Annotated in this window: 20 protein-coding genes and 1 tRNA gene; 1 reads left to right on the top strand and 20 read right to left on the bottom strand. The window is 70.8% G+C overall.

Features of this window, described 5'->3' with window-relative positions:
• Nucleotides 1-49 precede the first annotated feature (49 nt).
• Nucleotides 50-122, bottom strand: a tRNA-Asn gene (locus AC3CF1_RS12040).
• Between the two features lie 295 nt (nucleotides 123-417).
• Here AC3CF1_RS12040 and AC3CF1_RS12045 point away from each other — a divergent pair.
• Nucleotides 418-831 (top strand): hypothetical protein, encoded by a 414-nt coding sequence (locus AC3CF1_RS12045; RefSeq protein WP_088949629.1) that lies wholly within the window; start codon nucleotides 418-420, stop codon nucleotides 829-831.
• 64 nt (nucleotides 832-895) lie between these two features.
• On the opposite strand, the gene AC3CF1_RS12050 is transcribed toward AC3CF1_RS12045, so the two are convergent.
• The 19 genes from AC3CF1_RS12050 to AC3CF1_RS12140 form a co-directional block, all read right to left on the bottom strand.
• Entirely contained in the window at nucleotides 896-1,903 is a 1,008-nt protein-coding gene (locus tag AC3CF1_RS12050; protein ID WP_088949630.1) for a sugar phosphate isomerase/epimerase family protein, read from the bottom strand.
• 211 nt (nucleotides 1,904-2,114) lie between these two features.
• Nucleotides 2,115-2,618: a sensor histidine kinase gene (locus AC3CF1_RS12055; protein WP_210928171.1), complete on the bottom strand. Its 504-nt coding sequence runs from the start codon at nucleotides 2,616-2,618 to the stop codon at nucleotides 2,115-2,117.
• Nucleotides 2,619-2,938: 320 nt separating this feature from the next.
• Nucleotides 2,939-5,047, bottom strand: coding sequence for a ThuA domain-containing protein (locus AC3CF1_RS12060; RefSeq protein ID WP_488450500.1), 2,109 nt, complete (start codon nucleotides 5,045-5,047; stop codon nucleotides 2,939-2,941).
• Between the two features lie 74 nt (nucleotides 5,048-5,121).
• Nucleotides 5,122-7,980, bottom strand: a complete 2,859-nt coding sequence (locus tag AC3CF1_RS12065) for a PQQ-dependent sugar dehydrogenase (protein ID WP_488450501.1) — start codon at nucleotides 7,978-7,980, stop codon at nucleotides 5,122-5,124.
• 219 nt (nucleotides 7,981-8,199) lie between these two features.
• Entirely contained in the window at nucleotides 8,200-9,267 is a 1,068-nt protein-coding gene (locus AC3CF1_RS12070; RefSeq protein WP_488450502.1) for a polyprenyl synthetase family protein, read from the bottom strand.
• Nucleotides 9,264-10,679 carry an alkaline phosphatase family protein gene (locus AC3CF1_RS12075; protein WP_099856471.1) on the bottom strand — a complete coding sequence of 472 codons (1,416 nt, stop codon included), beginning with the start codon at nucleotides 10,677-10,679 and terminating at the stop codon, nucleotides 9,264-9,266. Before AC3CF1_RS12075 ends, AC3CF1_RS12070 begins: the two co-directional genes overlap by 4 nt.
• On the bottom strand, nucleotides 10,676-11,875 hold the full coding sequence (gene eboE / locus AC3CF1_RS12080; protein WP_099856472.1) for a metabolite traffic protein EboE: 1,200 nt from the start codon (nucleotides 11,873-11,875) through the stop codon (nucleotides 10,676-10,678). Before eboE ends, AC3CF1_RS12075 begins: the two co-directional genes overlap by 4 nt.
• Nucleotides 11,875-12,729, bottom strand: coding sequence for a TatD family hydrolase (locus AC3CF1_RS12085; RefSeq protein WP_488450503.1), 855 nt, complete (start codon nucleotides 12,727-12,729; stop codon nucleotides 11,875-11,877). Before AC3CF1_RS12085 ends, eboE begins: the two co-directional genes overlap by 1 nt.
• The gene (locus AC3CF1_RS12090; protein ID WP_088949638.1) at nucleotides 12,730-13,338 is read right to left on the bottom strand and encodes an EboA domain-containing protein; all 609 of its coding nucleotides are present in this window, start codon (nucleotides 13,336-13,338) and stop codon (nucleotides 12,730-12,732) included.
• 52 nt (nucleotides 13,339-13,390) lie between these two features.
• Nucleotides 13,391-14,344 (bottom strand): sugar phosphate isomerase/epimerase family protein, encoded by a 954-nt coding sequence (locus AC3CF1_RS12095; protein WP_488450504.1) that lies wholly within the window; start codon nucleotides 14,342-14,344, stop codon nucleotides 13,391-13,393.
• Nucleotides 14,341-15,195, bottom strand: a complete 855-nt coding sequence (locus tag AC3CF1_RS12100; protein ID WP_088949640.1) for an SCO3242 family prenyltransferase — start codon at nucleotides 15,193-15,195, stop codon at nucleotides 14,341-14,343. Before AC3CF1_RS12100 ends, AC3CF1_RS12095 begins: the two co-directional genes overlap by 4 nt.
• Nucleotides 15,179-16,345, bottom strand: coding sequence for an inositol-3-phosphate synthase (locus AC3CF1_RS12105; protein WP_425887960.1), 1,167 nt, complete (start codon nucleotides 16,343-16,345; stop codon nucleotides 15,179-15,181). Before AC3CF1_RS12105 ends, AC3CF1_RS12100 begins: the two co-directional genes overlap by 17 nt.
• Nucleotides 16,346-16,970: 625 nt before the next feature.
• Entirely contained in the window at nucleotides 16,971-18,146 is a 1,176-nt protein-coding gene (locus AC3CF1_RS12110; protein WP_370453101.1) for a Gfo/Idh/MocA family protein, read from the bottom strand.
• 54 nt (nucleotides 18,147-18,200) lie between these two features.
• Entirely contained in the window at nucleotides 18,201-19,253 is a 1,053-nt protein-coding gene (locus tag AC3CF1_RS12115) for a substrate-binding domain-containing protein (RefSeq protein WP_210928144.1), read from the bottom strand.
• 98 nt (nucleotides 19,254-19,351) lie between these two features.
• Nucleotides 19,352-20,479, bottom strand: coding sequence for an ABC transporter permease (locus AC3CF1_RS12120; protein WP_099856484.1), 1,128 nt, complete (start codon nucleotides 20,477-20,479; stop codon nucleotides 19,352-19,354).
• The gene (locus tag AC3CF1_RS12125; RefSeq protein WP_210793583.1) at nucleotides 20,476-21,984 is read right to left on the bottom strand and encodes a sugar ABC transporter ATP-binding protein; all 1,509 of its coding nucleotides are present in this window, start codon (nucleotides 21,982-21,984) and stop codon (nucleotides 20,476-20,478) included. The genes AC3CF1_RS12120 and AC3CF1_RS12125 overlap by 4 nt, the downstream gene beginning before the upstream one ends.
• 193 nt (nucleotides 21,985-22,177) lie before the next feature.
• Nucleotides 22,178-23,374, bottom strand: coding sequence for an ROK family protein (locus AC3CF1_RS12130; protein ID WP_231927121.1), 1,197 nt, complete (start codon nucleotides 23,372-23,374; stop codon nucleotides 22,178-22,180).
• Nucleotides 23,375-23,617: 243 nt separating this feature from the next.
• The gene (locus AC3CF1_RS12135) at nucleotides 23,618-24,643 is read right to left on the bottom strand and encodes a YihY/virulence factor BrkB family protein (RefSeq protein WP_354983415.1); all 1,026 of its coding nucleotides are present in this window, start codon (nucleotides 24,641-24,643) and stop codon (nucleotides 23,618-23,620) included.
• 64 nt (nucleotides 24,644-24,707) lie between these two features.
• On the bottom strand, nucleotides 24,708-25,517 hold the full coding sequence (locus tag AC3CF1_RS12140; protein WP_088949647.1) for an ABC transporter permease: 810 nt from the start codon (nucleotides 25,515-25,517) through the stop codon (nucleotides 24,708-24,710).
• Between the last annotated feature and the right edge of the window lie 7 nt (nucleotides 25,518-25,524).

The following is a 25,524-nucleotide window of genomic DNA, read 5'->3' on the forward strand; positions in this document are numbered from 1 at the left end:
ACACGGAAACGCCCGTCGGCGTGCTGCCGACGGGCGTTGGGTGGAGAAGCTCCCCCGATTGGACTCGAACCAATAACCTGCCGGTTAACAGCCGGCTGCTCTGCCAATTGAGCTACAGGGGATCGTGCACCGCTCGGAATCGGATCTCACCGACGCCGTGCGACGGGACAAGAGTACAGGACATTCCCCGGTGGTGGTCCAGTGGGTTCCGCCCCACCACCCGATGATCAAGACGCGCAGGTCACGGTCCGGGAGGCATCGACAATCGGGGTAAATCGCCATCCGGGCACAAGCATGCTTGAGCGGAGAGCAGGATGGGTAGTTAGCTGCGGACAGAGGACGCAGGCGCGAATTGGTCGCCTTCCGACGGGGCAACTCGACGGAGCGACAGGCGCGTCAGGTACGGAAGGAGCCGCCATGCGCGGAAAGATCATGTTTCTTGGCGGGCTGGCTGCGGGATTCGTCCTGGGCGCCCGTGCCGGCCGGGAAAAGTACGAGGAGCTCGTTGTTCGGGGCCGCAAGGTGCTCGACCACCCGACCGTCCAGGAGGCGGCCGGGGTCGCGCAGGCCCAGGCCAACAAGTTCTACAGCGAGGGCAAGGACAAGCTCGGCCAGACCAAACTGGGCGAGAAGCTGGGCAGCGGCAACGGTAACGGCAGCACCGGCAAGCAGGAGCTGACCGCCGCCGACGACGCGTTCGCCGGCACGCCCGCAACCGTGGGCGCCAAGGCGGGCACCAGCACGGTCGGCACGACCTCCGGGTCGCCGTCGTCCACCAACAACCCCCGCACCAAGCCGTCCGGCTCGGGCACGAACGCCAGCACGCTCTGACCAACCGCACGTCGACGGGCCGGTCGCCGCAGGGCGACCGGCCCGTGGTCTGTCCGAGGTGCGGTCAGTCCTTGCTGCTGAACGCCGCGTCGAAGGCAGCGCTCGGGGCGTCGAAGGCCAGCCGGCGGACGAACTGCAACGCCTCCGGGGCACCGACGAGCCGGTCCATGCCGGCGTCCTCCCACTCGATCGAGATCGGGCCGGTGTAGCCGATCGCGTTCAGCGCGCGGAAGCAGTCTTCCCACGGCACGTCGCCGTGCCCGGTGGAGACGAAGTCCCACCCGCGGCGCAGGTCGGCCCAGGGCAGGTGCGAGGCGAGCCGGCCACGCCGGCCGTCCCCGGTGCGGACCTTGGCGTCCTTGCAGTCCACGTGGTAGATCCGGTCGGCGAAGTCGAAGATGAAGTTCACCGGGTCCAGCTCCTGCCACACGAAGTGCGACGGGTCCCAGTTCAGCCCGAACGCGGGCCGGTTGCCGATGGCCTCCAGCGTCCGCTTCGTCGTCCAGTAGTCGTACGCGATCTCGCTGGGGTGCACCTCGTGGGCGAACCGCACCCCCACCTCGTCGAACACGTCGAGGATCGGGTTCCACCGGTCGGCGAAGTCCTGGTAGCCGCGCTCGATCATCGACGGCGGCACCGGCGGGAACATCGCCAGGGTGTGCCAGATCGACGAGCCGGTGAAGCCGACGACGGTCTTCACCCCGAGCTTCGCCGCCGCCCGCGCGGTGTCCTTGATCTCCTCGGCGGCCCGCTGGCGGACCCCCTCGGGCTCTCCGTCACCCCAGATCCGACCGGGCAGGATGTCCTGGTGCCGCTCGTCGATCGGGTGGTCACAGACCGCCTGACCGACCAGGTGGTTGGAGATCGTGAAGACCTCAAGGTTGTGCTTCGCGAGAGTCTCCCGCTTGCGCTCGACGTAGGAGTCGTCGGCGAGCGCCTTGTCGACCTCGAAGTGGTCGCCCCAGCAGGCGATCTCCAGGCCGTCGTAGCCCCACTCGGAGGCGAGCCGGCAGACCTCCTCGAACGGAAGGTCGGCCCACTGGCCGGTGAAGAGCGTGATGGGTCGCGCCATTGTTCTTCTCCCCTGTTGTCATGGGGGATTCCAGGTGCGGACCGGGGCGAGGGTGACCGGACGTGCGCGGCACCGGGCGGTCACCGGTGGGTGCGGAACACACCTGGGCCCAGCGGGTTGCGCCTCCCACCGGGTCACCGGCCACCAGCACGGTCGCCGCCCTCACCTTATTTCCGCAGCACCCCATCGGGGAAGCCCTGCGGTCGGCCGATCATCCGATCATTTCCTCCGGTGCGGGCAGCGCGGCCCGCACGGCGAAACCGCCACCGGCGCGTGGGCCTGCGGAGAACGTGCCGCCGAGCCGCTCCGCGCGCCTGCGTACGCCGAGCAGACCCCGCCCGGCGCCCTGGCCGCGCCGGCCTGACGGCGCGGCACCGGTGCCCTCGTCGCGTACCTCGATGGTGATGCCCGTGGCGTCGTAGCGCAGGCGGACCGCTACCGGCGCGCCCGGGGCGTGCCGGCACGCGTTGGTGAGCGACTCCTCGATGATCCGGTACGCCACGACGTCGACCGGCCCCGGCAGCGGCCGGGGTTGCCCGGCCAGGCTCCACCGCACCGGCTGACCGGCGGCGAAGCCCTCCACCAGCGCGTCGAGCCGATTCAGGCTCGGAGTCGGCCCGGTCGGGTCGTCCGGCTCGTCGGGCCGGCGCAGCGCGTCACCCAGCCGGTGCCCCTGCGCCAGCACCATCCCGCGCCACTGCGCGAACCGCCCCATGCAGGTCAAGGTACGGCAGTCGGCTGTGAGCCGGTCCGCGGCGTCGCCGGAACGGCCCCCACCCGGGCGGCGGTCTCGGAGGCACCGCGTCACCGGGCCGCGTGCGACGGGCGAGATCTGCGGTCGCACACATCGGTGCGAGCGCTATACCTGCTAGTCATAGTTATGACACACAGGTATAGCGCTCGTGGGTGACACCGCCTCGCCGCTCCGCCAGAGCCGACAAACCCGGCCGGTCGGGGCACGCCCGGCCCGGCACGGCCGGCGCTGGAGCGGGAGGGGCCGACGCCGTGAGCGGCGGCCCCTCCAGGCTCAGTCGGTCAGGGCAGGGTCCACTTCTGGTTGGCCGCGTTGAGGCAGGTCCAGAGGTGCACGACGGTGCTGTCCGCCGAGTTGTTGCCGGAGACGTCCAGGCACTTGCCCGACGACGGGTTGCGCAGGGTGCCGTCGGACGCCGCCGCCCAGTTCTGCGCGCCGCTGCCGTTGCAGGTCCAGAGCTGGATCTTGGTGCCGTCGGCGGTGCCGCTGCCGGAGACGTCCAGGCACTTGCCGAGGGCCTTGATCGTCGAGTTCGGCGTCACGGTCCAGGTCTGTGCCGCACTGCCGTTGCAGGTGTAGAGCTGGATCTGGGTGCCGTCGGCGGTGCCGCCGCTGCGCACGTCCAGGCACTTGCCGGCCAGACCCTTGATCGGGCCGACCCCGGTGCCGCCGCCACTGCCCTTGACCAGGGTGAAGTCGTCCAGGTCGAAGAGCCCCGTGCCGTTACCGGTGAAGGTGAGGTAGAGGTTCTGGGTGCTGGACGGGACGTTGGACAGCGCCGTGGAGACGTTGGCGAAGGTCGTCCAGCTGCCGGTGTTCGGCACCGCGACAGTGCCGAGCACCGGGCCGGTGGCCGAACCGGTGCGCACCTGGATGGCGCCACCCGCGCCGCCGGAGACGACCCGGGCCGTGAACGAGGTGACCCCGGCCAGGTTGACGCCGTTGTACGCGGCCCAGTCACCCGGGTCGATGTAGCCGACGGTCTGCCCACCGTTGGCGCCCGCCTTGGTGAACGCGGAGACACCGTTGGCCGAGCTGAACGCCTCGGCCTGGATCGTGCCGGTGGGCGGTGGCGTCGTGCCCAGCTCCTTGACCCGGATGTTGCGGAACGAGGCGTCGTCACCGGTGCCGTGGTTCTGGATGCCGATGTGACCGGCCAACGAGCGGACCGGGTTGGTGTTGGTGAAGTCGTTGATCTTCACTCCGTTGAGGAAGATCTGCAACCGCTCGCCCTCGACCAGCAGCTCGTAGGTGTTCCACTCCCCCGGCGCGTTGAGTGCCGCGTCGCGGGCCGCCGTGTCAGCCGACTTGAAGGTGTAGACCGACCCGGTCGTGCGGTCGGCGGCGTCGGTGGCGTCGATCTGGATCTCGTAGCCGTTGTCCACCGCGGACCACGGGTCACTGGACGGCGGGAAGCCGATGAAGATGCCGGAGTTGTCGTCCCCGGCCAGCTTCCAGTCCAGCTTGAGCGAGTAGTTGGTGAACTGCTTCGTGTTGTACCAGTACAACCCCATGCCACCGACCGAGGTCAGGGTGGCGTCGGAGTTGGTGAAGTTGCCCGGACCGGCCTGCGACCAGCCGGCCGTCGAGCCGTTGAAGATCGGGGTGTAGCCGGCCTCGGGCCGGCAGTCGGCCTTGCTCCGGCCGGAGGCGTACCGGATGCCGCCGAGCAGGTGCGCCCGGAACGCCGGCTCCGCGTACGACGCCTGGGTGTGCCCCGCACCGGTGTAGAACGACCGGCCACCGTTGTAGCTCTTGCACCAGCTCAGCGGGTGGTCGGAGCCCATGCCGCCGCCGGAGTACGACGACTCGTCCAGCGTGGCCAGCACGTGGGCGGTCGAACGGGCGTTGGTCCGGTAGTTGTACCACTCGTCGGTGCGGGTCCAGGTCTGCGGCAGGTACGCGGTCGCCGCGTGGCCCCGGTCCTCCACCTTCATGTTGGCCTGCTGGATCGCCGGGTGCGAGGCGAACCACGCGCCCACGAGGTTGCCGTAGAACGGCCAGTCGTACTCGGTGTCGGCGGCCGCGTGCACGCCCACGTACCCGCGGCCGGAGGCGATGTACGACTCGAAGGCGGTCTGCTGGCTGGCGTTGAGCACGTCGCCGGTGGTGTTGAGGAAGACCACAGCCTCGTACTGGGCGAGGTTGCTGGTGGTGAACGCGGCGGCGTCCTCGGTGGCGGTGACGGTGAAGTTGTTCGCCCCACCCAGATCGCGGATGGTCTGGATGCCGACCGGGATGGCGTCGTGGCGGAACCCGGCGGTCTTGGAGAACACCAGCACGTCGTACGGGGCGTCGGCGGCGCTGGCGGGGCTGGCCGGGGTGGTGCAGGCGATGACGGCGAGTGCAGCCATTGCCGCACCGAGGACGGGTCGCAGGAGTCTGCGCATATCGCTCTCCTAATTGCGTTAGGAGGGGCCCCTCGCACCACACTAGGCGTTGACAAGAGGCCCCTCCGCTCAGCTCAGGGCAGGATCCACTTTTGGTTGGCGGCACCGCTGACGCAGGTCCACAGGTGGACCACAGTGCTGTCGGCGGAGTTGTTGCCGGAGACGTCGAGGCACTTGCCGGACGACGGGTTACGCAGCGTGCCGTCGGCCTGGGCCGCCCAGTTCTGCGCAGCGGTCCCGTTGCAGGTCCAGAGCTGGATCTTGGTGCCGTCGGCGGTGCCACCACCCGAGATGTCCAGGCACTTGCCCAACGACCTGATCGTGGAGTTCGGCGTGACCGCCCAGGTCTGCGCGGCGCTGCCGTTGCAGGTGTAGATCTGGATCTGGGTGCCGTCGGCCGTGGCGGCGCTGCGTACGTCCAGACACTTGCCGCCGAGACCCTTGATCGGGCCGCTTCCGCCGGTCGGGGGCGTACCGGTGACGAAGGTGAAGGCATCCAGGTCGTAGAGCGCCCCGGTGCCCGACCCGGCGAAGGTCAGGTAGAGCGTGGTCGTGCCGGTCGGCGGGCTGGTGATCGTCCCGGTCACCGTGGCGAAGGTTTCCCAGCCGCCGGTCACGGGGACCGTGGCCGAGCCGAGCACCGTGCCGGTGGCGGAGCCGGCCCGGACCTGGAGGGTGCCACCGGCACCCGCCGAGGAGACCCGGGCGTTGAACGAGGTCACGTTGCCGAGCCGGTACGGCTGGAATGCGATCCAGTCACCGTTGTTGATGTCGCCGACGGTCTTGCCACCCTCGGCCGTGGTCTTGCTGAACACGTTGATCCCGGACGAGGTGCCGTAGAACTCGGCCTGGCGGTGCCGCGGCGGCAGGGTGTGCTGGGTGTGCGTGGTCAGCCCGCCGGCGTCGGTGTACTCGGCGTCGAAGATCGCGAAGATGTTCGCCGCGTCGTCGTGCTCACCGTCGACCGGGATGGTGATCGAGCCGGAGCAGCCGGTCTGCGACGTGATCTGGTGCCCGTGCTGGTCGTGCCCGAGCACGTAGGTCATCTTGACCTTCGTGCAGTCGATCGTGCCGTCCTCCGGGTCGGTGACCGTGATGCTGAACGGCACCGTGTCACCGAAGCTGAACAGCTGCCCGTTGCCCGGGTTGTTGATGGTCACCGTGGGCGCGGTGTTGCCGACGCTGATCCGGACGCTGCTGCTGCCGGTGGCGCCCTGCGGGTCCCGAACCGTCAGGGTGGCGGTGTAGCTGCCGTTGGCGGTGTAGGTCTTCGTCGGGTTGGCCGCCGTCGAGGTGGTCCCGTCACCGAACGCCCACGAGTACGTCAGCGCTCCGCCCTCGGGGTCGGACGAGCCGGCCGAGGAGAAGGTCACCGCGAGCGGTGCCGCACCGGAGGTGCGGTTGGCGCTGGCCACGGCTGTGGGTGCCCGGTTGCCGCCACCGACGTAGTCGAAGCGGTAGAGCGCCGAGTTGGCGTCACCGTTGAAGTAGCCGGTGCCATAGTCGAGCACGTAGTACGCGCCGTCCGGGCCGAACGCCGAGTCCATCACCTGCTTGCCGACCCAGGGGAAGGTGTCGATGGTGCCCCGGGAGCCGTCGGAGTTGACGTGGATCGGCTTGATCCAGCCACGGCCGAACTCGGTGGCGAAGAACTGGCCGTCGAAGGACTGCGGGAACTTGGTGGTGGAGGTCGACGAGGCGTTGTACCGGTAGACCGGGCCGCCCATCGGCGACTCGGAGCCGCCGCCGAACTCGGTCGGGGTGCCGGCGTCGCCGGCGTACCGGATCCAGGCCGGCTGGGCCGGCGGCAGGGTGGTCAGGCCGGTGTTACGGAACGAGTTGTTGGTCGGCCCGCCGGTGCAGTTGTACTTCGCGCCGCTGGTGTTGGCGGCGAAGTCCCACTCGTTGTACGTCTCGGTGGAGGTGTTGGTGCCGGTGCAGTACGGCCAGCCGTAGTTGCCCGGCGCGGCGACCCGGTTGAACTCCACCTGGCCGGACGGCCCGCGGGTGGAGCTGGTGGTGCCGGCGTCCGGCCCGTAGTCACCGACGTAGACGACACCGGTGGCCTTGTCCACGCTGATCCGGAACGGGTTGCGGAATCCCATCGCGTAGATCTCCGGCCGCGTCCTGGCCGTGCCGGGCGCGAACAGGTTGCCCGACGGGATGGAGTAGGTGCCGTTGGCGTTCACCTTGATCCGCAGGATCTTGCCCCGCAGGTCGTTGGTGTTGCCGGCGCTGCGCTGCGCGTCGTACGCCGGGTTGCGGTTGGTCCGCTCGTCCAGCGGCGAGTAGCCGGCCGACTCGAACGGGTTGGTGTCGTCACCGGTCGACAGGAAGAGGTTGCCGGCGGCGTCGAAGTCGATGTCCCCGCCGACGTGGCAGCACACACCTCGGCTGGCCGGGACGTCGAGCACGTCGACCTTGCTCGCCTGGTTGATCGTGAAGTCGGAGTTGAGGGTGAACCGGGAGAGCCGGTTGACACCGTTCCAGGCCGAGAAGTCGGTGCCGGTGGCCGGTGCGTCGCCGGCCGGCGTCGACAGCGGCGGGGCGTAGTACAGGAAGATCTGGCGGTTGCTCGCGAAGTTCGGGTCGACGCCGACGCCCTGCAACCCCTCCTCGTCGTGCTGGTAGACCGACAGGGTGCCGATCACGGAGGTGGTGCCGCTCGCATCGGTGCGGCGCAGGGTGCCGTTGCGGGCGGTGTGCAGCACGGAGCGGTCCGGCAGCACCGCCAGCGACATCGGCTCGCCCATGTCGCTCACCCCACGGGCGAGCTCGACCTGCTGGAAGTCGGTCGCGTTGATCGTGTGCGCCTGCGCGGGGGTCGAGTCGGCGCCGAGGGCGACCGTGCCGGCCGCGACCACGAGCAGCGCTGCCGATCCGGCGGAGAACCATCGTCGGGATCGTTGTCTTGGAGCGTCCTTCATGGACATGTGTGCTGCCCCTTCCTGACGAGTGACTGCCAGGCGGGCGCGCGCCGTCGCGCCGGATGCCGTAGCGGTGATGGTGGGGGTCGATGGGTTACCGCGCCGCCGGTTCACCTCGACGAAACATTGTCGTGTTGGTCACGACACTAAGTTGGACCTGTCGATGTGTCCATACCTTCCGGCGATTCAGCATCAACTTTCGTCGATCTGATCGAAAGTTGCCGGTCAGGCCCGGCGGTCGATCGCCTGCCCGGCCAGCGCGACCAGCGCCGAGCGAGCCTCGTCGGCCACCGTCGCGGTCTGCAGGGCGACGAGCGCCGCCTCCGTCCGCACCCGGATCATCTGCTCGATCCGCTCCCGGGCACCGGTCGCCTCGATGATCGCGCGCAGCTCCGCCGCGCCGTCGGCGTCCAACGCCGGATTGCCGAACAGCTCCCGTAGCCGGGCGGTCTGCGACCGGTCGGCGGCGCTGCGGGCCAGCGCCATCATCACCGTGGGCTTGCCCTCACGCAGGTCGTCCAGGACCGACTTGCCGGTGACCGCCGGGTCCCCGAAGACACCCAGCACGTCGTCGCGGAGCTGGAACGCGTCGCCCAGCGGGTCACCGAACTCGCCCAGCGCGGCGATCAACTCCGGGCCGGCGCCGGCCAGGGCCGCGCCGATCTGGAGCGGCCGGGTGACCGTGTACCGGGCAGCCTTCATCCGTATCACGGTGAGCGCGCTGGCCACCGAGCCGTCACCCACGCCCGAGACCAGGTCCAGGTACTCCCCCGCGATCACCTCGGTACGCATCAGCGCGAACACGCCGTACCCCCGGTGCACCTGTTCGGTGCTCAGCCCGCACTCGTGGAACATCTGATCCGACCAGGCCGCGCAGAGGTCCCCGCAGAGCAGCGCCGTGTTACGGCCGTACGCCTCGGGGTCACCGCGCCAGGACGAGCGGGCGTGCAGGTCGGCGAAGAGCCGGTGCACCGACGGCTCACCCCGACGGCGGTCGCTGCCGTCCAGGATGTCGTCGTGGATCAGCGCGAACGCGTGGAACAGCTCCAGGGCAGCGGCCGCCACCACGATCGGGGTGCCGTCGGCCGCGCCCGCCCCGCGCCAGCCCCAGTAGCAGAAGAGCGGGCGCAACCGCTTGCCACCGGCCAGCACGAACCGTTGCAGGGCGGTGAACACGCCGCGCGGCGCGCCGTCGGGCCAGTCCGGGCCCTGCCGTTCGAGGAACCCGGCCAGCTCCGCGTCGAAGCGCGCCCGCAACCCGCTCGCGTCGGTGGGCGCGACGGTGACCGTCATGCCCCCTCCCCCGGCCCGCCCGTACCGCCGGCACCCAACCCGGCCAACTCCAGCAGCAGCGCCTTGACCTCGGTGGCCGCAATCCGGTCCCGGGCGGCCGTCGGGTCGGAGCAGAGCAGCACCGGGGCGTCCGCCGGGTCGTCCGGCAGCCGCCCGTGCGAGCCCCGTACCGCCTGCGCGCCGGCGTCCAGGCCGACAGCGCTCATCAGGTACCGCATGCCGAGCTTCTTGCGGGCCAGGGCCACCCCGGCGCGGGCCTTCGCGGCACCGGGGTTGGCCGGGTCGAAGAACAGCTCCGCCGGGTCGTAACCGGGCTTCCGATGAATCTCCACGAGGCGGGCGAAGTCCGGCGCCCGGGCGTCGTCCAGCCAGTAGTAGTAGGTGAACCAGGCGTCCGGCTCGGCCACCAGCACCAGCTCACCGGCGCGCGGGTGGTCCAGACCGTGCGCGGCCTTGCCCTCGGCGTCGAGCACCTCGGCCACCCCGGGCAGGTTGGCGCAGAGCTTCGCCACCGCCGGCACGTCGGCCGGGTCCTTGACGTAGACGTGGGCAATCTGGTGGTCGGCGACTGCGAACGCCTTCGACGTCCACGGGTCGAGGTATTCCATGCCGGCCTGGGTGTGCACCCGCAGCAGCCCTTCGGCGCGCAGCAGCCGGTTGACGTCCACCGGGCGGGACACGTCGGTGATGCCGTACTCGGAGAGCACCACCACTGTGGCGTCGCGCGCCCGGGCGGCGTCCAGCAGTGGCCCGAGCACCGCGTCCAGCTCGGCTGCCGCCGCGGCGGCCTGGGCCGACGAGGGACCGAAGCGTTGCAGGTCGTAGTCCAGGTGCGGGACGTAGACCAGGGTCAGGTCGGGTGACACGTCGGCGAGGATCTGTTCGGCCGCCTGGCAGATCCACCGCGACGACGGCAACCCGGCCGTCGGCCCCCAGTAGGTGAACAGCGGGAAGGTGCCCAGTCGCCCGGTGAGCGCGTCGTGCAGCTCCGGCGGGTCGGTGTAGCAGTCCGGCTCCTTGCGCCCGTCGGCGTAGTAGACGGGGCGTGGGGTGACCGTCCAGTCGACGTCCGCGCCCATGGCGTACCACCAGCAGACGTTGGCGACGGTGTAGCCCGGCTCGGCCTTGCGGGCCGCCTGCCAGAGCTTCTCCCCGCCGACCAGCGCGTTGTGCTGCCGCCACAGCAGCACCTCGCCCAGCTCCCGGAAATACCACCCGTTGCCGACGATCCCGTGCCCGCTGGGCGGCTCGCCGGTGAGGAAGGTGGACTGCACCGAGCAGGTCACGGCGGGCAGCACGGTGCCCAGCTCGGCCCGGAAGCCGCCGTCGGCGACCCCTCGCAGTCGAGGCATGTGCGCCAGTAGTCGGGGCGTCAACCCCACCACGTCGAGGACCACCAGTCGCCGGCTCATCGCGTCACCCCCATGCTCACGGATCGCTCTGCGGTCAGGCCGAGGCCGACCAGTTCGTCCCGGGCGAAGGCCAGCTCCGCGGCGATGCCCGCGGCCAGCTCCGCGTCGGTGCCGGGCCGTCGTGCCGCCGGCAGCACCCCCCAGGTGTACGTCTCGACGTCGAGGTGGTCGCAGCCAGCGGTCGGGCCGTCGAAGAGCGCTCTCAGGGCCGCGCGAAGAACCGGCAGGGTCGAGCCGAGCGGTTCCTCGGGCGGGGCGTGCAGTGGCACGTGGTAGTGCACCCGCCACGGCCCGGGTAGCGCCCTGTCCAGTGCCTCGTCCAGGTCGTCGGCCGCGTACGCCGGATCGGCCGGGTCTGCCAGACCGGCGCAACCGGCGCCCCGGGTCTGGTGCAGGAAGCGTGGCTCCACCCAGCGGCGCAACGCCTCGGCCCCACCATCCGGGTCGGTGGCCTCGACGGCGGCGGAGACCTGCACCTTCACCACCGGCAGCCCGGCCGCCCGCAGTCGTTCCAGTGCCTCGGCCGGCTCCTCCCAGGCGCAGGCCAGGTGGGCCAGGTCGAGACAGACGCCCAGCCGGTCGGTGTCCATCCCGGACAGCAGCTCGGCGGCCTGGCCGGTGCTCTCCACGACACAGCCGGGCTCCGGCTCGAAGGCGACCCGCACCTCACGGCCGGTGTCGCGCTGCACGGCGGCCAGGCCGGCGGCCAGCTGGTCGAGCCGGCGTCGGGCCGCGTCGGCCCGGTCGGTGTCCCACGGTTGCCGCCAGGCCAGCGGCAGGGTGGAGATCGAGCCCCGAGCGGCGTCGTCGGGCAGCAGGTCCGCGAGCACCCGGGCCAGATTCAGCGTGTACGTCAGGCGCTGCTCGGTGGTCCAGTCCGGGTGGTACACGTCCTGCTTGACCACGGGGGCCTGGAAGGCCGCGTACGGGAAGCCGTTGAGGGTGACCACCTCCAGCCCGCGCGCGTCCAGCTCGGTGCGCAACCGACGGCGTAGCGTCGGGTCGGCGGCCAGCTCGGCGGCGACCGGGGCGGCCAGCCACAGGCCGAGCCCGAGCAGGTCACTGCCGAGCGCCTCGCGGACCGGCACGGCGTAGGTGTCCAGTTGACCGAGGATGCCGGCGAGGTCCTCGGCGGGGTGCACGTTGGTGCAGTAGCCGAGGTGGACGGTGTCGCCGCCGGCATGTCGCAGGCGCATCAGCTGCCGCCGCGCAGGATCGAGTTGCCGGTCTGCGGGTCCACGGCGGTGACCTCCAGGTCGGTGAGGTCGAGCCGGCCGGACTGCCCGTAGAACTCCACCGGGTTGCGCCACAGCACATGGTCGACTTCGTCGTCGCTGAACCCGGCCAGCAGCATCGCCTCGCCGGTGGCCCGGGTCAGCAGCGGGTCGGAGCGCCCCCAGTCGGCGGCCGAGTTGACCAGCATCCGCTCCGTGCCGTACTCCCGCAGCAACTCGACCATCCGCGACGGTGTCATCTTGGTGTCCGGGTAGATGGAGAAGCCCAACCAGCAGCCGCTGTCCCGGACCAGCTTGACGGTCACCTCGTTGAGGTGGTCGACCACCACGCGTCCCGCCTCGATGCCGGATTCGGCGACCACGGCGAGGGTCCGTTCGCAGCCGCGCGCCTTGTCCCGGTGCGGGGTGTGCACCAGCGCCGGCAGGTCGTACGCCACCGCCAGGGCGAGCTGCGCGGCGAACGCCTCGTCCTCCTCCGGCGTCATCGAGTCGTACCCGATCTCGCCGACCGCCACCACCGCGTCCTTGTCCAGGTAGCGGGGCAGCAGGTCGAGGACCGGGCGGCAGCGCGGGTCGTTGGCCTCCTTGGGGTTCAGGGCCACCGTGGCGAAATGCCGCACCCCGAACTGACCGGCCCTGAACGGCTCCCACCCGATCAGCGAGTCGAAGTAGTCGGTGAACGAGGCAGCGCTGGTGCGCGGCTGACCCAACCAGAACGAGGGCTCCACCACCGCGCGCACTCCGGCTGCGGCCATCCGTTCGTAGTCGTCGGTGGTGCGTGAGGTCATGTGGATGTGGGGGTCGAAGATGCGCATTCACGCCTCCCGGGGCAGTGCGGCGGTGAGCCGGTCGAGCAGGTCGGTGGCGTCGGCGGGCAGGTCCCGGCCGGCGGCGTGCCGTTCGGCGGCGAGTGCGGCCAGCATCGCGGCCAGCTCCCCGTCGGCCCGGGTGTCCAGGTCGGCCACCGCGGCGAGGGGGACGCCGCTGAACACGCACTTGAGCACCGCCTGCCGCCAGGCGGCCGGGTCGAGGTGCCGGGCGTACGGGCCGAGGGCTGCGGCGACCAGCCGGGTGTCGTTGGTGCGGATCGCGTCGTGCAGCAGCGGCACGCCGGCGGCGCCGATCGGCAGCAGCGGCAGTGCCCGCAGCACGGCTCGCCGCTCGGCCGCGTCGCCGTGCTGGTAGAGGCTGTCGGCGTACGCCGCGTGGTCGCCGGGCAGCGCCGTGAGCAGCAGCACCCGGGCCGCGTCGTCGGCGGTCCAGCCGGGCGCTTCGGGCAACGCGCCCCGACCGCAACGCCGACCTGCGGCGGGGAAGAGCCGGGTGATCGCGGTGGGCTCGGTGGTGACCCGGCGCAGCGCCGTGTCCAACCAATCGGGATCGGGTACGCCTCGCAGCGCGGCCCGTAGTGAATCCGGTGTCATCCCGTCTCCTCCCTCTTGCTGCTACGCGGTGCCCGCCACCTTTGCTCTGCACCTACATATGCACCGGGGCCTCTTTGGCGGGTGTCGCCTCGGTGGGTGCAGAGCAAAGGGTGCGGGCAGCGTGGTGATCGGTGGCCGCGGCGGCGCGCAGGAACTCGATCGACCGGGCGGCCACGGCGGGCGCGGCGTGCGAGTCCCGGGGCAGCTCGACGGCGACCAGGCCGCGGTAGCCGGCGTCGCGCAGCGCGGCCAGCACCGGCGGGAAGTCGATCTCGCCGACGCCGAACTCCAGGTGCTCGTGCACGCCCCGGCGCATGTCGTCGATCTGCACGTTGACCAGGTGGTCGGCAACCTCGGCGACGCACTGCGGCACCGGCCAGGGCTCCAGGCACCGGCAGTGTCCGATGTCGAGGGTGATGCCGAAGCGGGCCGGGTTGTCGAGAGCGGCGTGCAGCCGACGCCAGTCGGAGATGTCCTGCACCAGCATGCCGGGCTCCGGTTCGAAGCCGAGGGTGACGCCGGCGGTCTCGGCCGCGTCGACCACCGTGGCGCAGCCGGCCACCAGCCGGTCCCAGGCGCACTGCGGTGACACCGCCTCGGGTCGGACACCGGCCCAGAACGAGACAGCCTCGGCGCCCAGGTCGGCGGCGATCCGCACGGCGCGGCGCAGGAACTCGATCCGCCGGGTCGGGTCGTCGTGCAGCAACGTCGGAGCGTGTTTGTGCCACGGGTCGAGCAGGTAGCGGGCCCCGGTCTCGATCACCACGGCCAGTCCGAGCGCCTCCAACCGTTTGCCGACGGCGGCGACCCGGCGGGTGAGGCCGGGCGCGAACGGGTCCAGGTGGTCGTGGTCCAGGGTGAGCGCCACCCCGTCGTAGCCGAGGTCGGCGATGACGGCGAGCGCGTCGTCGAGCCGGTGGTTGGCGAAGCCGTTGGTGCCGTACCCGAGGCGCAGCGTCGTGGTGTCGGCGGCCGGCGCACCGGGCCGGGGCTCGGGGATGCTCATGTCGGGGAGACCTTCCGGGCCAACCGTCGACCCAGCGGCGCGGCCGCCGCGACGGCCACCCCGAGCAGACCTGCTCCACCGCGCGCGGTGAGCGCCCCCTGGAGGGCGGGCAGCCCGGTGATCCCGGCGCCGACGGCCGCGCGGACCCGCCCGGCCGACGGGTCCCGGACCACCTCGGCCTGGGCCGCGCCGTAGCGGGCGGCGTACCAGCCGGCCAGCACGGCGGGCAGCACCGCAACCCGCCGAGGGGCGGCGACGGCGGCGCTGGCGGCGACCAACGCGGTGCCCGCGAGGGTGCGCATCGGCAGTTTCGCGTCGGCGCCGGTGACCTCCCGGCGGGACAGCGCGGTGACCGTCCAGGTGTGCGCGGCAACCGTCGCCGCCGCCGGCAACGCCCGGGTCACCCGCCCACCCGACGCGCCGAGCAGCACATCCAGCCCCCGGCAGGCGGCCATCACGGCCGGACCGGCGGCGGTGTTCTTGGCCAGCAGGTCGTACCCCCAGATTGTGGCGGCCAGCGGCACGGCGAGCGCGACGGCGCGGCGACCGCCCACGGCGGCGGCCAGGCCCACGCCGGCGGCCGTGAGACCCGCCGCGAGGCCCACCGCGGCGGCCGGGGTGACCCGACCGCTGGGGATCGGCCGCTCGGGGCGTTCCACCGCGTCCAGGCCCCGGTCGGCCCAGTCGTTGGCGGCCATGCCGGCCCAGTAGAGCAGCACCGACGCGCCAGCCAGGGCGGGCGTACGCGGGCTCAGCGCGCCGGCCGCCGCCGCACCGGCGATCACGTCACCGGGCACCGAGAGCGCGGCCGGTGCCCGGACCAGCTCGGCGAGATCAGCCAACGTTGTCATGGACACCGTCCCCGCCGGCGTGCAGCTGCCGGGTGAAGTCGCTCAGGCGGGCCCACTGCTCGCCCAGCGAGTGGGTGGGCGAGCCGAGCGGGTCCTTGAAGAAGAAGCCCAGCTCAGCCAGCGGCCCCACCTGCCCGGCGGCGTGCGCGGCGGCGGTGAGCCGGGCCAGGTCGAGCACCAGCGGCGCGGCCAGCGCGGAGTCACAGCCGTGCCAGGTGAACTCCATCCGCATGCCGGTGCCGAGGAAGCCGGCGAAGGTGATCAGATCCCAGGCGGTCTTGAAGTCGCCCAGATCCTCGACGTACTCGATGCGGGTGCCGCCCTGCGGGACGTAGCCCAGCGTCTCGCCGAGCACCCGCTGCTTGCTCTGCACCTTCGCCGCGTTGGCGGCCGGGTCGGCGAGGGTGGCGCCGTCGCCACCGCCCAGCAGGTTGACCCCGGACCAGGAGCGCACGGCCAGGTTGCGCATCGCGAACATCGGCGCGAGCACCGACTTGACGAGGGTCTCCCCGGTCTTGCCGTCATGCCCGGCGTACGGCAGTCGGGCCTCCTGGGCCAGCGCGGCCAGCGCGGGAAGCCGCAGCCCGGTGGACGGGGTGAAGTCGACGTACGGGCAGCCGGCCAGCACCGCCGCGTACGCGTAGAGGGAGCTGACCGGCAGCACCTCGTCCGGCCCGGCGAGGGCGGCGCGCAACGCGGCCGGGTCGGCGTGCCCGGGGTGCGGCTCCGGTGCCGGTTCGGTGGCGGAGACGTTGACCACCACCACTCGGTCCAGGTGGTGCCGCTCACGGAAGCTGGTGAGGTCGCGGACCACGGCGTCGGCCCGGTCGGCCTGGGTGGCACCGACCGGTGCCGGGCGCAGCTCCTGCTCGACCGCGTTCAGCTCGTCGGGGAGCGCGGCGACCAGCCGCCAGGGGATGACACCGGCGTCGGCGAGGGCCTCGGCGCGCTTGGACAGCGGGGTGGTGGCCAGGTCGTGCCCGCCGAAGACGAGGTCGGCGAAGCTCGGCAGGGCGGGGCCACGCAGCTCGGGCAGCTCGGTGACGCAGCCGGTGGGCCCGGCCAGGCCAGCCCGCAGCGCGAGCCCCCCGACGATGCTGGTGGTCGCGACGGAACCGCGCGCTCCTACCAGCCAGACACCTGTTCGCATGGTGCTCCTTCCCCGTTCACGAGGAACCGCGGTACCGCTAAATATAGGAATATCAGAATATGTTTCGGAAAGATACGCCCCGGTTTTGCGGGGCCCCGTCCGCCCGTCCCACACCGGTTTGGCACCGGGTTCCGACGTCGGCGTCGGCGGCGACGACGCCGGACCGGTTTCCGGTCCGGGCGCGGGCAGACGGGGCTTGGTAGACAGGGTCGGGTCGGCGTCTCGACCCTGTCTCCCCCGCACCCGACCGGCCGGGGCGCTGATGCGTCCCGACCGGGCGTGCTCAGGCCGCCGTGCCCACCAGGTCACCGACCGCAGCACGACCCGCCGGACGTCGGCGAGTGGTTGCGGTACGGGTGGGGGCAGCGGCGGGCGGTGCCATCAGGTCCTCCGGATCTCCGGATTGGTGGCGGTCCTCCGGTGCGGCCGGGGAATCCCGGTCCGGTCGCACCGGACGACCGTCCTGCTCGTGCGCCACCGGGCCGCAGTGCCCGGCCGCACGCTCTCCGACGCCGACCTCGTCCCGGCCGCGGGGCGCAATCCGCGGCCGCTCCCTCGCCGGTCGGCTTCGGGAAGCTGGTAGGGCGATGGTGGTGCGATCACCACCATCGCGGATGGTCGATGGTCAGACGGCCGCCGCGATCAGCGCCGGCTCCACCTCGGTCCAGGAGGAACCGAGTTCCGCCGAGCGGGTCACCGCGTCCAGCACGAGCTGGACCTGCAACGCGTCGGCGAAGGACGGAGTCGGGTCGACGCCGGTGGCGACCGCCTCGATGAAATCGCGCATCTCGTGCGTGAACGAGTGCTCGTAGCCGATGATGTGGCCCGGAGGCCACCACGCCGACATGTACGGGTGCTCGCCCTCGGTCACCAGGATGCGGCTGAAACCCTGCTCCACGCTCGGCCTGGTGGCGTCGTAGAACTCCAGCTCGTTGAGCCGCTCCAGGTCGAAGATCACGCTGCCCAGCGAGCCGTTGATCTCGACACGCAACGCGTTCTTGCGACCGGTGGCGAACCGGCTCGCCTCGTACGTGGCCAGGGCGCCGCCGTCGAGCCGTGCCACGAAGACCGCGGCGTCGTCGACGGTGACCGGCCCGGTGGGCGCGGTGTGCCCGTCCACAGTGGCCGCGAGACCACTCGACTCGGCCGGCAACGGCCGTTCCTTGACGAACGTCTCGGTGACCGCGCTGACCCCGCTGATCTTCTGGCCGGTGACGAACTGGGTCAGATCGATGATGTGCGCACCGATGTCACCGAGCGCGCCGGAGCCCGCCCTGTCTTTCTGCAACCGCCAGACCAGCGGGAACTGCGGGTCCACGATCCAGTCCTGCAGGTACGTCGCACGGACGTGTCGAATCACCCCGAGTCGTCCGTCGGCGACCAACTGGCGCATCATCGTGACCGCGGGGACCCGGCGGTAGTTGAACCCGCACATCGACCGCACCCCGGAGGCCCGGGCGAGTTCCGCCGCAGCGGTCATCGCCCGTGCCTCCGCCACCGTGTTGGCCAACGGCTTCTCGCACAGGACGTGCTTACCGGCAGCCAACGCGGCGAGCGCGATCTCGGCGTGACTGTCGCCCGGTGTGCAGACATCGATCACGTCGATGTCGTCCCGGTTGATCAGGTCACGCCAGTCCGTGGTGTACGCGTCCCAGCCGAGCCGGTCGGCGGCATCCGCCACCTTCGTTGTGTCTCGACCGCAGATCAGCGCCATCCGGGCCCGCGCCGGCAGGTCGAAGACGCGGTTCACGGTGCGCCACGCCTGTGAGTGCGCGGCGCCCATGAACGCGTAGCCGACCATGCCGACCCGCAGTTCTTTGTCTGTCGTGGACAAGGTGGGTCTCCCCCCGGTATGTCAGAACCCGAGCTTGTCGTAGCTGCTCGCGTTCTCCTTGGTGATCGTCTCGGAGGCCAGGGTTACTTCCTTGGGAACCTGCAGTTCCGTCAGGTCGCCCAGGCCCCGGCCCTGCGCGACGAGCCGTGCGAGGGAGACTGCCGACGAGGCCATCGACGGGTTGTACGTGACCGTCGCCTTGAGCACGGTGTTGTCGGCCTTGATCGCGTCGATCGCGAGCTTCGAGCCGGCGCCGCCGACCATGAAGAACTCCGACCGGTTGGCCTGCTTGATGGCGGCAAGCACACCGATGCCCTGGTCGTCGTCGTGGTTCCAGACCGCGTCGATCTTCGGCAGCGCCTGGAGCAGCTGGGCCGCCTCACGCTGGCCGCTGTCCGAGGTGAACTCGGCGGAGCGACGGTTGTTCACCTTGAACCCGTAGGTCGCCAGGGCCGCCGCGAAGCCGGCGCTGCGCTCGACGGTCAGCGGGATCTCCAGGCCGGCGATCTCACCGATCACCGGGTTGGCGATGCCCTTGGCCTTGAGCTGCTTGCCGATGAAGTGCCCGGCCGAGACGCCCATGCCGTAGTTGTCGCCCTTGATGACCAGCCGCGAGGCCAGCGCGTCGGGGAACGCCCGGTCGAGGTTCACGATCGGGATGCCCGCCTGCATTGCCTGGAGGGCAACGGCGTTGACCTCCTTGCCGTCGTGCGGCAGCACGACGATGATGTCCGGCTTCTGGGCGATCAGGGTGCCGAGCGTGGAGCGCTGGGCCTCGGAGTTCGACCCACCGTCGACCTCCTTGAACTCCACGTCCGAGTAGGCCGCGGCCTGAGCCTTGGCGTTGGCGTGGATCGCACCCATCCAGCCGTGGTCGGCGGCCGGCGCGGAGAAGCCGATGACGACCTTCTTGCCCGGCGCGTTGTTGCCGGCGCTGTCTCCGGCGGCCTTGGTCTGGGTGCTGGCTGCCGGCGTCTCGTTGCTGGTGCAGGCGGTGAGAAGGGTGGCGGCGCCTACTGCGGCTCCACCGAAGAGCAACCGGCGGCGCGACAGGTCGCGACTGTGCTGGGTCATGAATGACCTCCTGGGAGCGGGATTTGAGTTGGTGAGGGTGTGCGAGGCCCGGCCACTGTCGAATTTCTCGACGTCGCCCGGGACAACGGTGCGGTGCGTCAGGTTGCGGTGGTGACCCTGTTCCGCGCGAGGAGCCGAGTGACGGACTTGAACTGGAACTGCTGGACCAGGACGGCGGCGACGATGATGCCGCCCTTGACCATGTTCTGCGCCTCGATGGAGAGGCCGTTGATGGCGAAGAGGTTGGTGATCGTGGCGAAGATGATGACGCCGAGCAGGGAGCCGACGATCGTGCCCCGACCACCGCTGAGCAGCGTTCCACCGATGATGGCCGCGGCGATCGCGTCCAACTCGTACAGGTTGGCCATCGCCGCCTGCGCCGAGGTGGCCTGCGAGGTGAGCATGATGGCGGCGATGCCGCAGCACAGACCGGAGAGCGCGTAGAGCAGCATCGTGTGGCGGCGGACGTTGATGCCGGCCAGCCGTGCCGCCTCCGGGTTACCGCCGACGGCGATGGTCCGCCGGCCGAAGGTCGTCCGGTTGAGCACGACCCACCCGGCCAGCACCACCGCGCCGAGGATGTAGACGAGGATCGGGATGCCGATCACCTTGCGCGCCGCGATGTCGTTGATGAAGGTGCTGCTCGACACCTGGGTCTGCTTGTTGGAGATCGACGCCGCGAGGCCCCGCGCGGCCACCAGCATCGCGAGCGTCGCGATGAACGGCACCAACCGCCCGTACGAGATGAGCACCCCGTTGACCAGGCCGACACAGATGCCGACCGCGAGGGCCGTGAAGATCATCCCACCGGCGCCGTAGCTCTGGGTGGCCACCGTGGTGCACCAGACGCCGGCCAGCGCGACGATCGCCCCGACCGACAGGTCGATGCCACCGCCGATGATCACGAACGTCATACCGACCGTCACCACGCCGACGACCGAGGCGAGCTGAAGGATGGCCAGGACGTTGTTCCACACCCAGTTCGGGTCACCGTAGAGATCCGGCTTGGTCACCGCACCAACCACGATCAGTGCGGCCAACACACCGATCAGACCGAGGTTGCGCTTGGCGCCGTCGCCGCCGTCGCCCCGCCACCAGGAGAGCCGACCCGCGGATGCTGCTTTATCGCCGGCCACCGCCGTCTCCGCCGGGTCCACCGGCGGCGACTGCGCCGGAAGCTGCGGGCGCTCCGGTGTCGCGGTGGGAGTGGGAGTCGCGTCGCTCATGCCGGTGCGCCTTCCATCAAGGACCCCGCCATCACGAGGTCAAGCACAGTGTTCTCGTCGAGTTCGCCGGCCGCGGCCTCGCGGACGACCCGCCCTTCCCGCATCACCAGCACCCGGTCGGACAGACCCAGCACCTCGGGCACCTCGCTGGAGACCAGCAGCACGCCGACGCCCTGGGCGGCCAACGCCCGGATGACCTGGTAGAGCTCAGCCCGGGCGCCCACGTCCACACCCCGGGTGGGCTCGTCGAGCAGCAACAACTTCGTGCCGCCGAGCAACCACCGCCCGACCACGACCTTCTGCTGGTTGCCGCCGGACAGCGTGCGTACCGGCCGGTCGACGTCCCGGGGCCGCAGCTCCAGGGTCTCGGCGATCCGGTCCGCTTCGGCGCGTTCCTTGGCGGCGTTGGTGAAGCCGAGCCGCGCGTACCGGCCGAAGGTGGCCAGCGTGACGTTGCGGTAGATCGGCTCACCGAGCAGCAGCGCCTGACTCTTGCGTTCCTCAGGCGCCATCCCCATGCCGGCCCGCACCGCCGCGCCCACGCCGGGACGCAGCACCTTGCCGTTCATCCGGACCGAGCCGGCCTCCGCGAGACGGGCGCCGTAGATGGTCTCCAACAGCTCGGAACGGCCGGAGCCGACCAGCCCTGCGATGCCGACGATCTCCCCGGCACGCACGTTCAGCGAGACGTCGGCGAACTCGCCGGGCCGCGTCAACCCCTGCACCTGGAGCAGGTCGGCACCCGCGGCGTCGTCGCTCGGCCGGTCCGGGAAGACGTACTCGATGGTCCGGCCGGTCATCCGGCTGACCAGGTCGCGGGTCGGGGTGTCGCGCGCCGGCAGGTTCGCCGCGGTGGTCCGGCCGTCCTTGAGTACGGTGACCCGGTCGCCGATCTCGCGGATCTCCTCCAGGCGGTGGGAGATGTAGATGACGGCGATGCCCTGCGCGGTCAGCTCCCGGATGATCCGGAACAGGTTGCCGACCTCGTCATGGGCCAGCACGGCGCTCGGCTCGTCCATGATGATCAGTCGGGCCTCGTGCGACAGCGCCCGGGCCATGCTGACGATCTGCTTGCCCGCCGCCGGCAGCGACCGGACCATCCGCCCGGGCGGAATCTCGCCGTGGCCGAGCCGACTGAGGATCTGCCGGGTGTGCCGGGCCATCCGGCCGCGCCGGACGAACCCGAAGCTGCGGTATTCGTGGCCGAGGAAGGCGTTCTCCGCCACCGACAGGTCCTCGACGAGGTCGAGCTCCTGGTAGATGGTGGCGATGCCGGCCTTCATCGCGGCCTGCGGGTTGGCGAACGTGGCCGGCTCGCCGCGCCACTCCACCTGCCCGGAATCGGGTTGGTGCACCCCGGAGAGCACCTTGATCAGGGTGGACTTGCCAGCGCCGTTCTGACCGAGCAGACAGTGCACCTCGCCGGCACGCACCTCCAGCTGCACACCATCGAGCGCGCGTACGCCGGGGAAGGTCTTGACCACATCGGTGAGGCGCAGGACCACCTCGCCCGCGACGGTGTCAGCGGGAGCCTCGACCAGCGGTGCCTCGGCGACGGCCTCAGCCGACGCGGTGGCGGCGTCATCCTCGGGCAGAGCCACAGTCTCCTCCTCGCTCACGACAGGATCTCGGTCAACTTCACGGCACCGGCCGCTGGTCGCGACTGCGGGGCTCGCAAGCCCGGCTCCCTGCTCGCGCTCATGACGCCTCCGCGAAGGCGACGTCACTCGCGAGCACCGCCGCCCCGGTGACACCGGCACGGCCACCGAGCTCGGACAGCACGACGGGCAGGTTGCCGGTGGCCAACGGCAGCGACCGGCGATAGACCACGCTGCGGATCTCGGCGAGCAGGATGTGCCCGAGCTGGGCCAACCCACCCCCGATCACGATCATCGACGGGTTGGTGAAGCTGACCAGGCCGGCGAGCACACCGCCGACCCGCCGCCCGCCGTCACGGATCAGCTGGATGCAGGCCACGTCTCCCTCGACGGCACCCTCGGCGACGTCGAGAGCCGTCACCACACCGCGCAGCGTCATCCGCTCGGCGAGCGCCGGCGAGACGCCACTGCGGGCGGCCGCGGTGGCCTCCTTGGCCAGCGCGGCACCGCTGAACAGCGCCTCCAGGCAACCGATGTTGCCGCAGGAACACATCGGACCGTGCGAGTCGACCTGGATGTGGCCGATGTCGCCGGCGCAACCGTCGGTGCCCCGGTAGACCTCGCCGGTGAGGTAGATGCCGCACCCGATGCCGGTGCCGATCTTCACGAAGAGGAAGTCGTCCACCGAGTGGGCGACCCCACCGTGCCGCTCACCGATCGCCATGATGTTGACGTCGTTGTCGACCACCGCCGGGCAGCCGTGCTCCCGGCTGAGCAGCTCGCGCACCGGGAACCGGTCCCAGCCCGGCATGATCGGCGGCGAGACCGGAACGCCGTCGCGGAAGCTGACCGGACCGGGTACGCCGATGCCGACCGCGTCCAACCGCTCGTACGCGCCGTCGACCCGGGCCTTGTGCAGCAACTCGTTGACCCGTTGCAGGGTCACCTTCGGACCGTTGCGGATGTCGGCGGCCTCGCCGTAGTGGGCCACCGGCTCGAGGCGGCCGTTGACCACCTCGATGTCTATCGAGCTGGCGCCGAGGTCGACGGCGGCGAAGCGGAGCTTCGGGTTGAGCTCCACCAGGGTCGAGCGACGCCCACCTCGGGAGGCGGCGAGCCCCGCCTCGGCGACGTAGCCCAGCGCGACCAGACGTTCCAGCTCGGCCAGCATGCGCGGGCGCGGCATCTGGAGCCGGTCGCCCAGCTCGGCCCGGGACACGGCCCCCTCGTCGCGGAGCAACCGCAACAGTCGCACGTGCAGGGGATCGACGGTCCGCAACGGGGGCCACCTCTTCATCAGCCTCGTTCACATCGACGTCATGTCGATGTGTTGTGTCCGACACAGTAGGAGCGTTCCGCGCCGCCTGTCCAGAGCTTCAACCGTTCCGAGACCAACTTTTGTCCGAAAGAACAAAAGCTACTAGTCGATCAAGAAAAGGATCACGGGCCGCCCGCATCCGCTTGCCAGCAGTTCCATCGATGGACACGCAATCGCCCCGCCAGCCGGACGTGCGGTGGCGGGGCGATTCGTGCGAGGCGGTCAACTGCGGTCGGCGGATCCCCTCTTCTTGCGAAGCTTGCGGTCGTCGCGCAGCTCGACGTACGGCTCGTCGTCGACGTCGTGACCCGCCTCGATGGCGCGGCCCCGCTCCAACTCGGCGTCGAACTCGGCACCCAGCAGGATCGCGATGTTGCTCAGCCAGAGCCAGACCAAGAAGATGATCACGCCGGCGAGCGCTCCGTACGTCTTGTTGTACGAGCCGAAGTTGCTCACGTAGAAGGCGAACAGGCCGGAGATCACCAGCCAGATCACCACGGCCAGCACCCCGCCCGGGCTGACCCAGCGGAAGCCGCCGTGCCGCGCGTTCGGCGAGGCCCAGTAGAGGATCGCGAACATCAGGCTGACCAGGATCAGCAGGACCGGCCACTTGGCGACGTCCCACACCGCGACGGCCGTCGAGCCCAGCCCGATCACGTCACCGACCGATTCGGCGAGACGACCGGTGAAGACCACGATCACCGCGCTGACCAGCAGCAACACCCCGACCACCGCGGTCACGCCGAGCCGGATCGGGAGCGTCTTCCAGATCGGCCGCCCCTCCGGCACGTCGTAGATGGTGTTCGAGGCGCGCATGAACGCGCCGATGTAACCGGAGGCGGACCAGAACGCGGCCAACAGACCGATGATCGCCGCGACGCTGGCCAGACCGCCGTTCTGCTGGGCGGTGTCGATCGCGCCCTCGATGATCTTCTGGATGCTGTCGTTCGGCACTGCCTGGTTGACGGTGTCCTTGACGCCCTCGGTGGCACTCTTGCCGAGCAGGCCGAGGATCGAGATCAGCACCAGCAGGCCGGGGAAGATGGACAGCACCCCGTAGTAGGTCAACGCCGCCGCCCAGTCGGTCAGGCTGTCGTCCTGGAATTCGCGGACCGTCCGGCGCAGAGCCGCCTTCCAACCGCTGCCGGGCAGCTCGGTGGGGCTGTCCGGCCCCGCGTCGGGCCCGACCGGCGCGTTCGCGGGATCACGCTCCCGCTCCCGCTGGGCGGAAGACTCGTCCGAGGCCATCGCCCCTCCTCTTCGTCGGTGGTGTCACCACCGGACATGCCCCGTGAACGTGCGCGGATAACCCCTACTTGTAGAGCAACCTGCCCATCCGGCGAGAGGCCACGAACAGGCCGACCGCCAGCATCGCCAGCAGGTAGAGCACGTCGAGCACCCAGACCCAGCCACCGCCGCCCAGCGCGACCCCGCGGATCAGGTGCACCGACCGGTACAGCGGGGTGACCTCGACCAGCCAGTGCAGCAGAGTCGGGTAGGCCTGCGCCGGCACAAAGGTGCCGGAGAACAGGAACAGCGTGAACTGCGCGGAGCCCACCAGGTCGAAATCCTGCCAGCTGCGCATGAAGGTGGAGATCGCCATGCCGAGCGCCCCGAACGCGAACCCGACCAGCACCGCGGCCGGTAGGGCGGCCAGCGCGCGGCCGACGCTGGTCAGATCCAGAGCGACCATCACCCCGAGGAACGCGGCCGAGTAGGCACTGCCCCGCAGCATCGCCCAACCCAGCTCGCCAACGGCGATCTCGAACGGCCGTACCGGGGTGGCGATCATCCCGTCGTACAGCTTCATGTATTTCATCTTGCCGAAGAAGTTGAAGGTGGTCTCCGCGAGCGCCCCGGTCATCGCCGAGGACGCGAGCATCGCCGGGGCCACGAACTCCGCGTACGAGACCAGTCGGCCGTCGGGCAGCGGCAGATCGCCGACGAGCGCCCCCACGCCCACCCCGATGGAGAGCAGATAGAGCAGCGGCTCCACGAAGCCGGACAGCAGCAGCAGCCAGTAGACCGACTTCAGTGCCGAGAGGTTGCGCTCGACCACCGACGCCGACCGCCGGGACGCGGCGGAGACGTCGACCAGCCGGGGCAGGATCAGCGTGACCACGGCGGCC

The organism is Micromonospora sp. MGP-C2 (assembly GCF_057766525.1).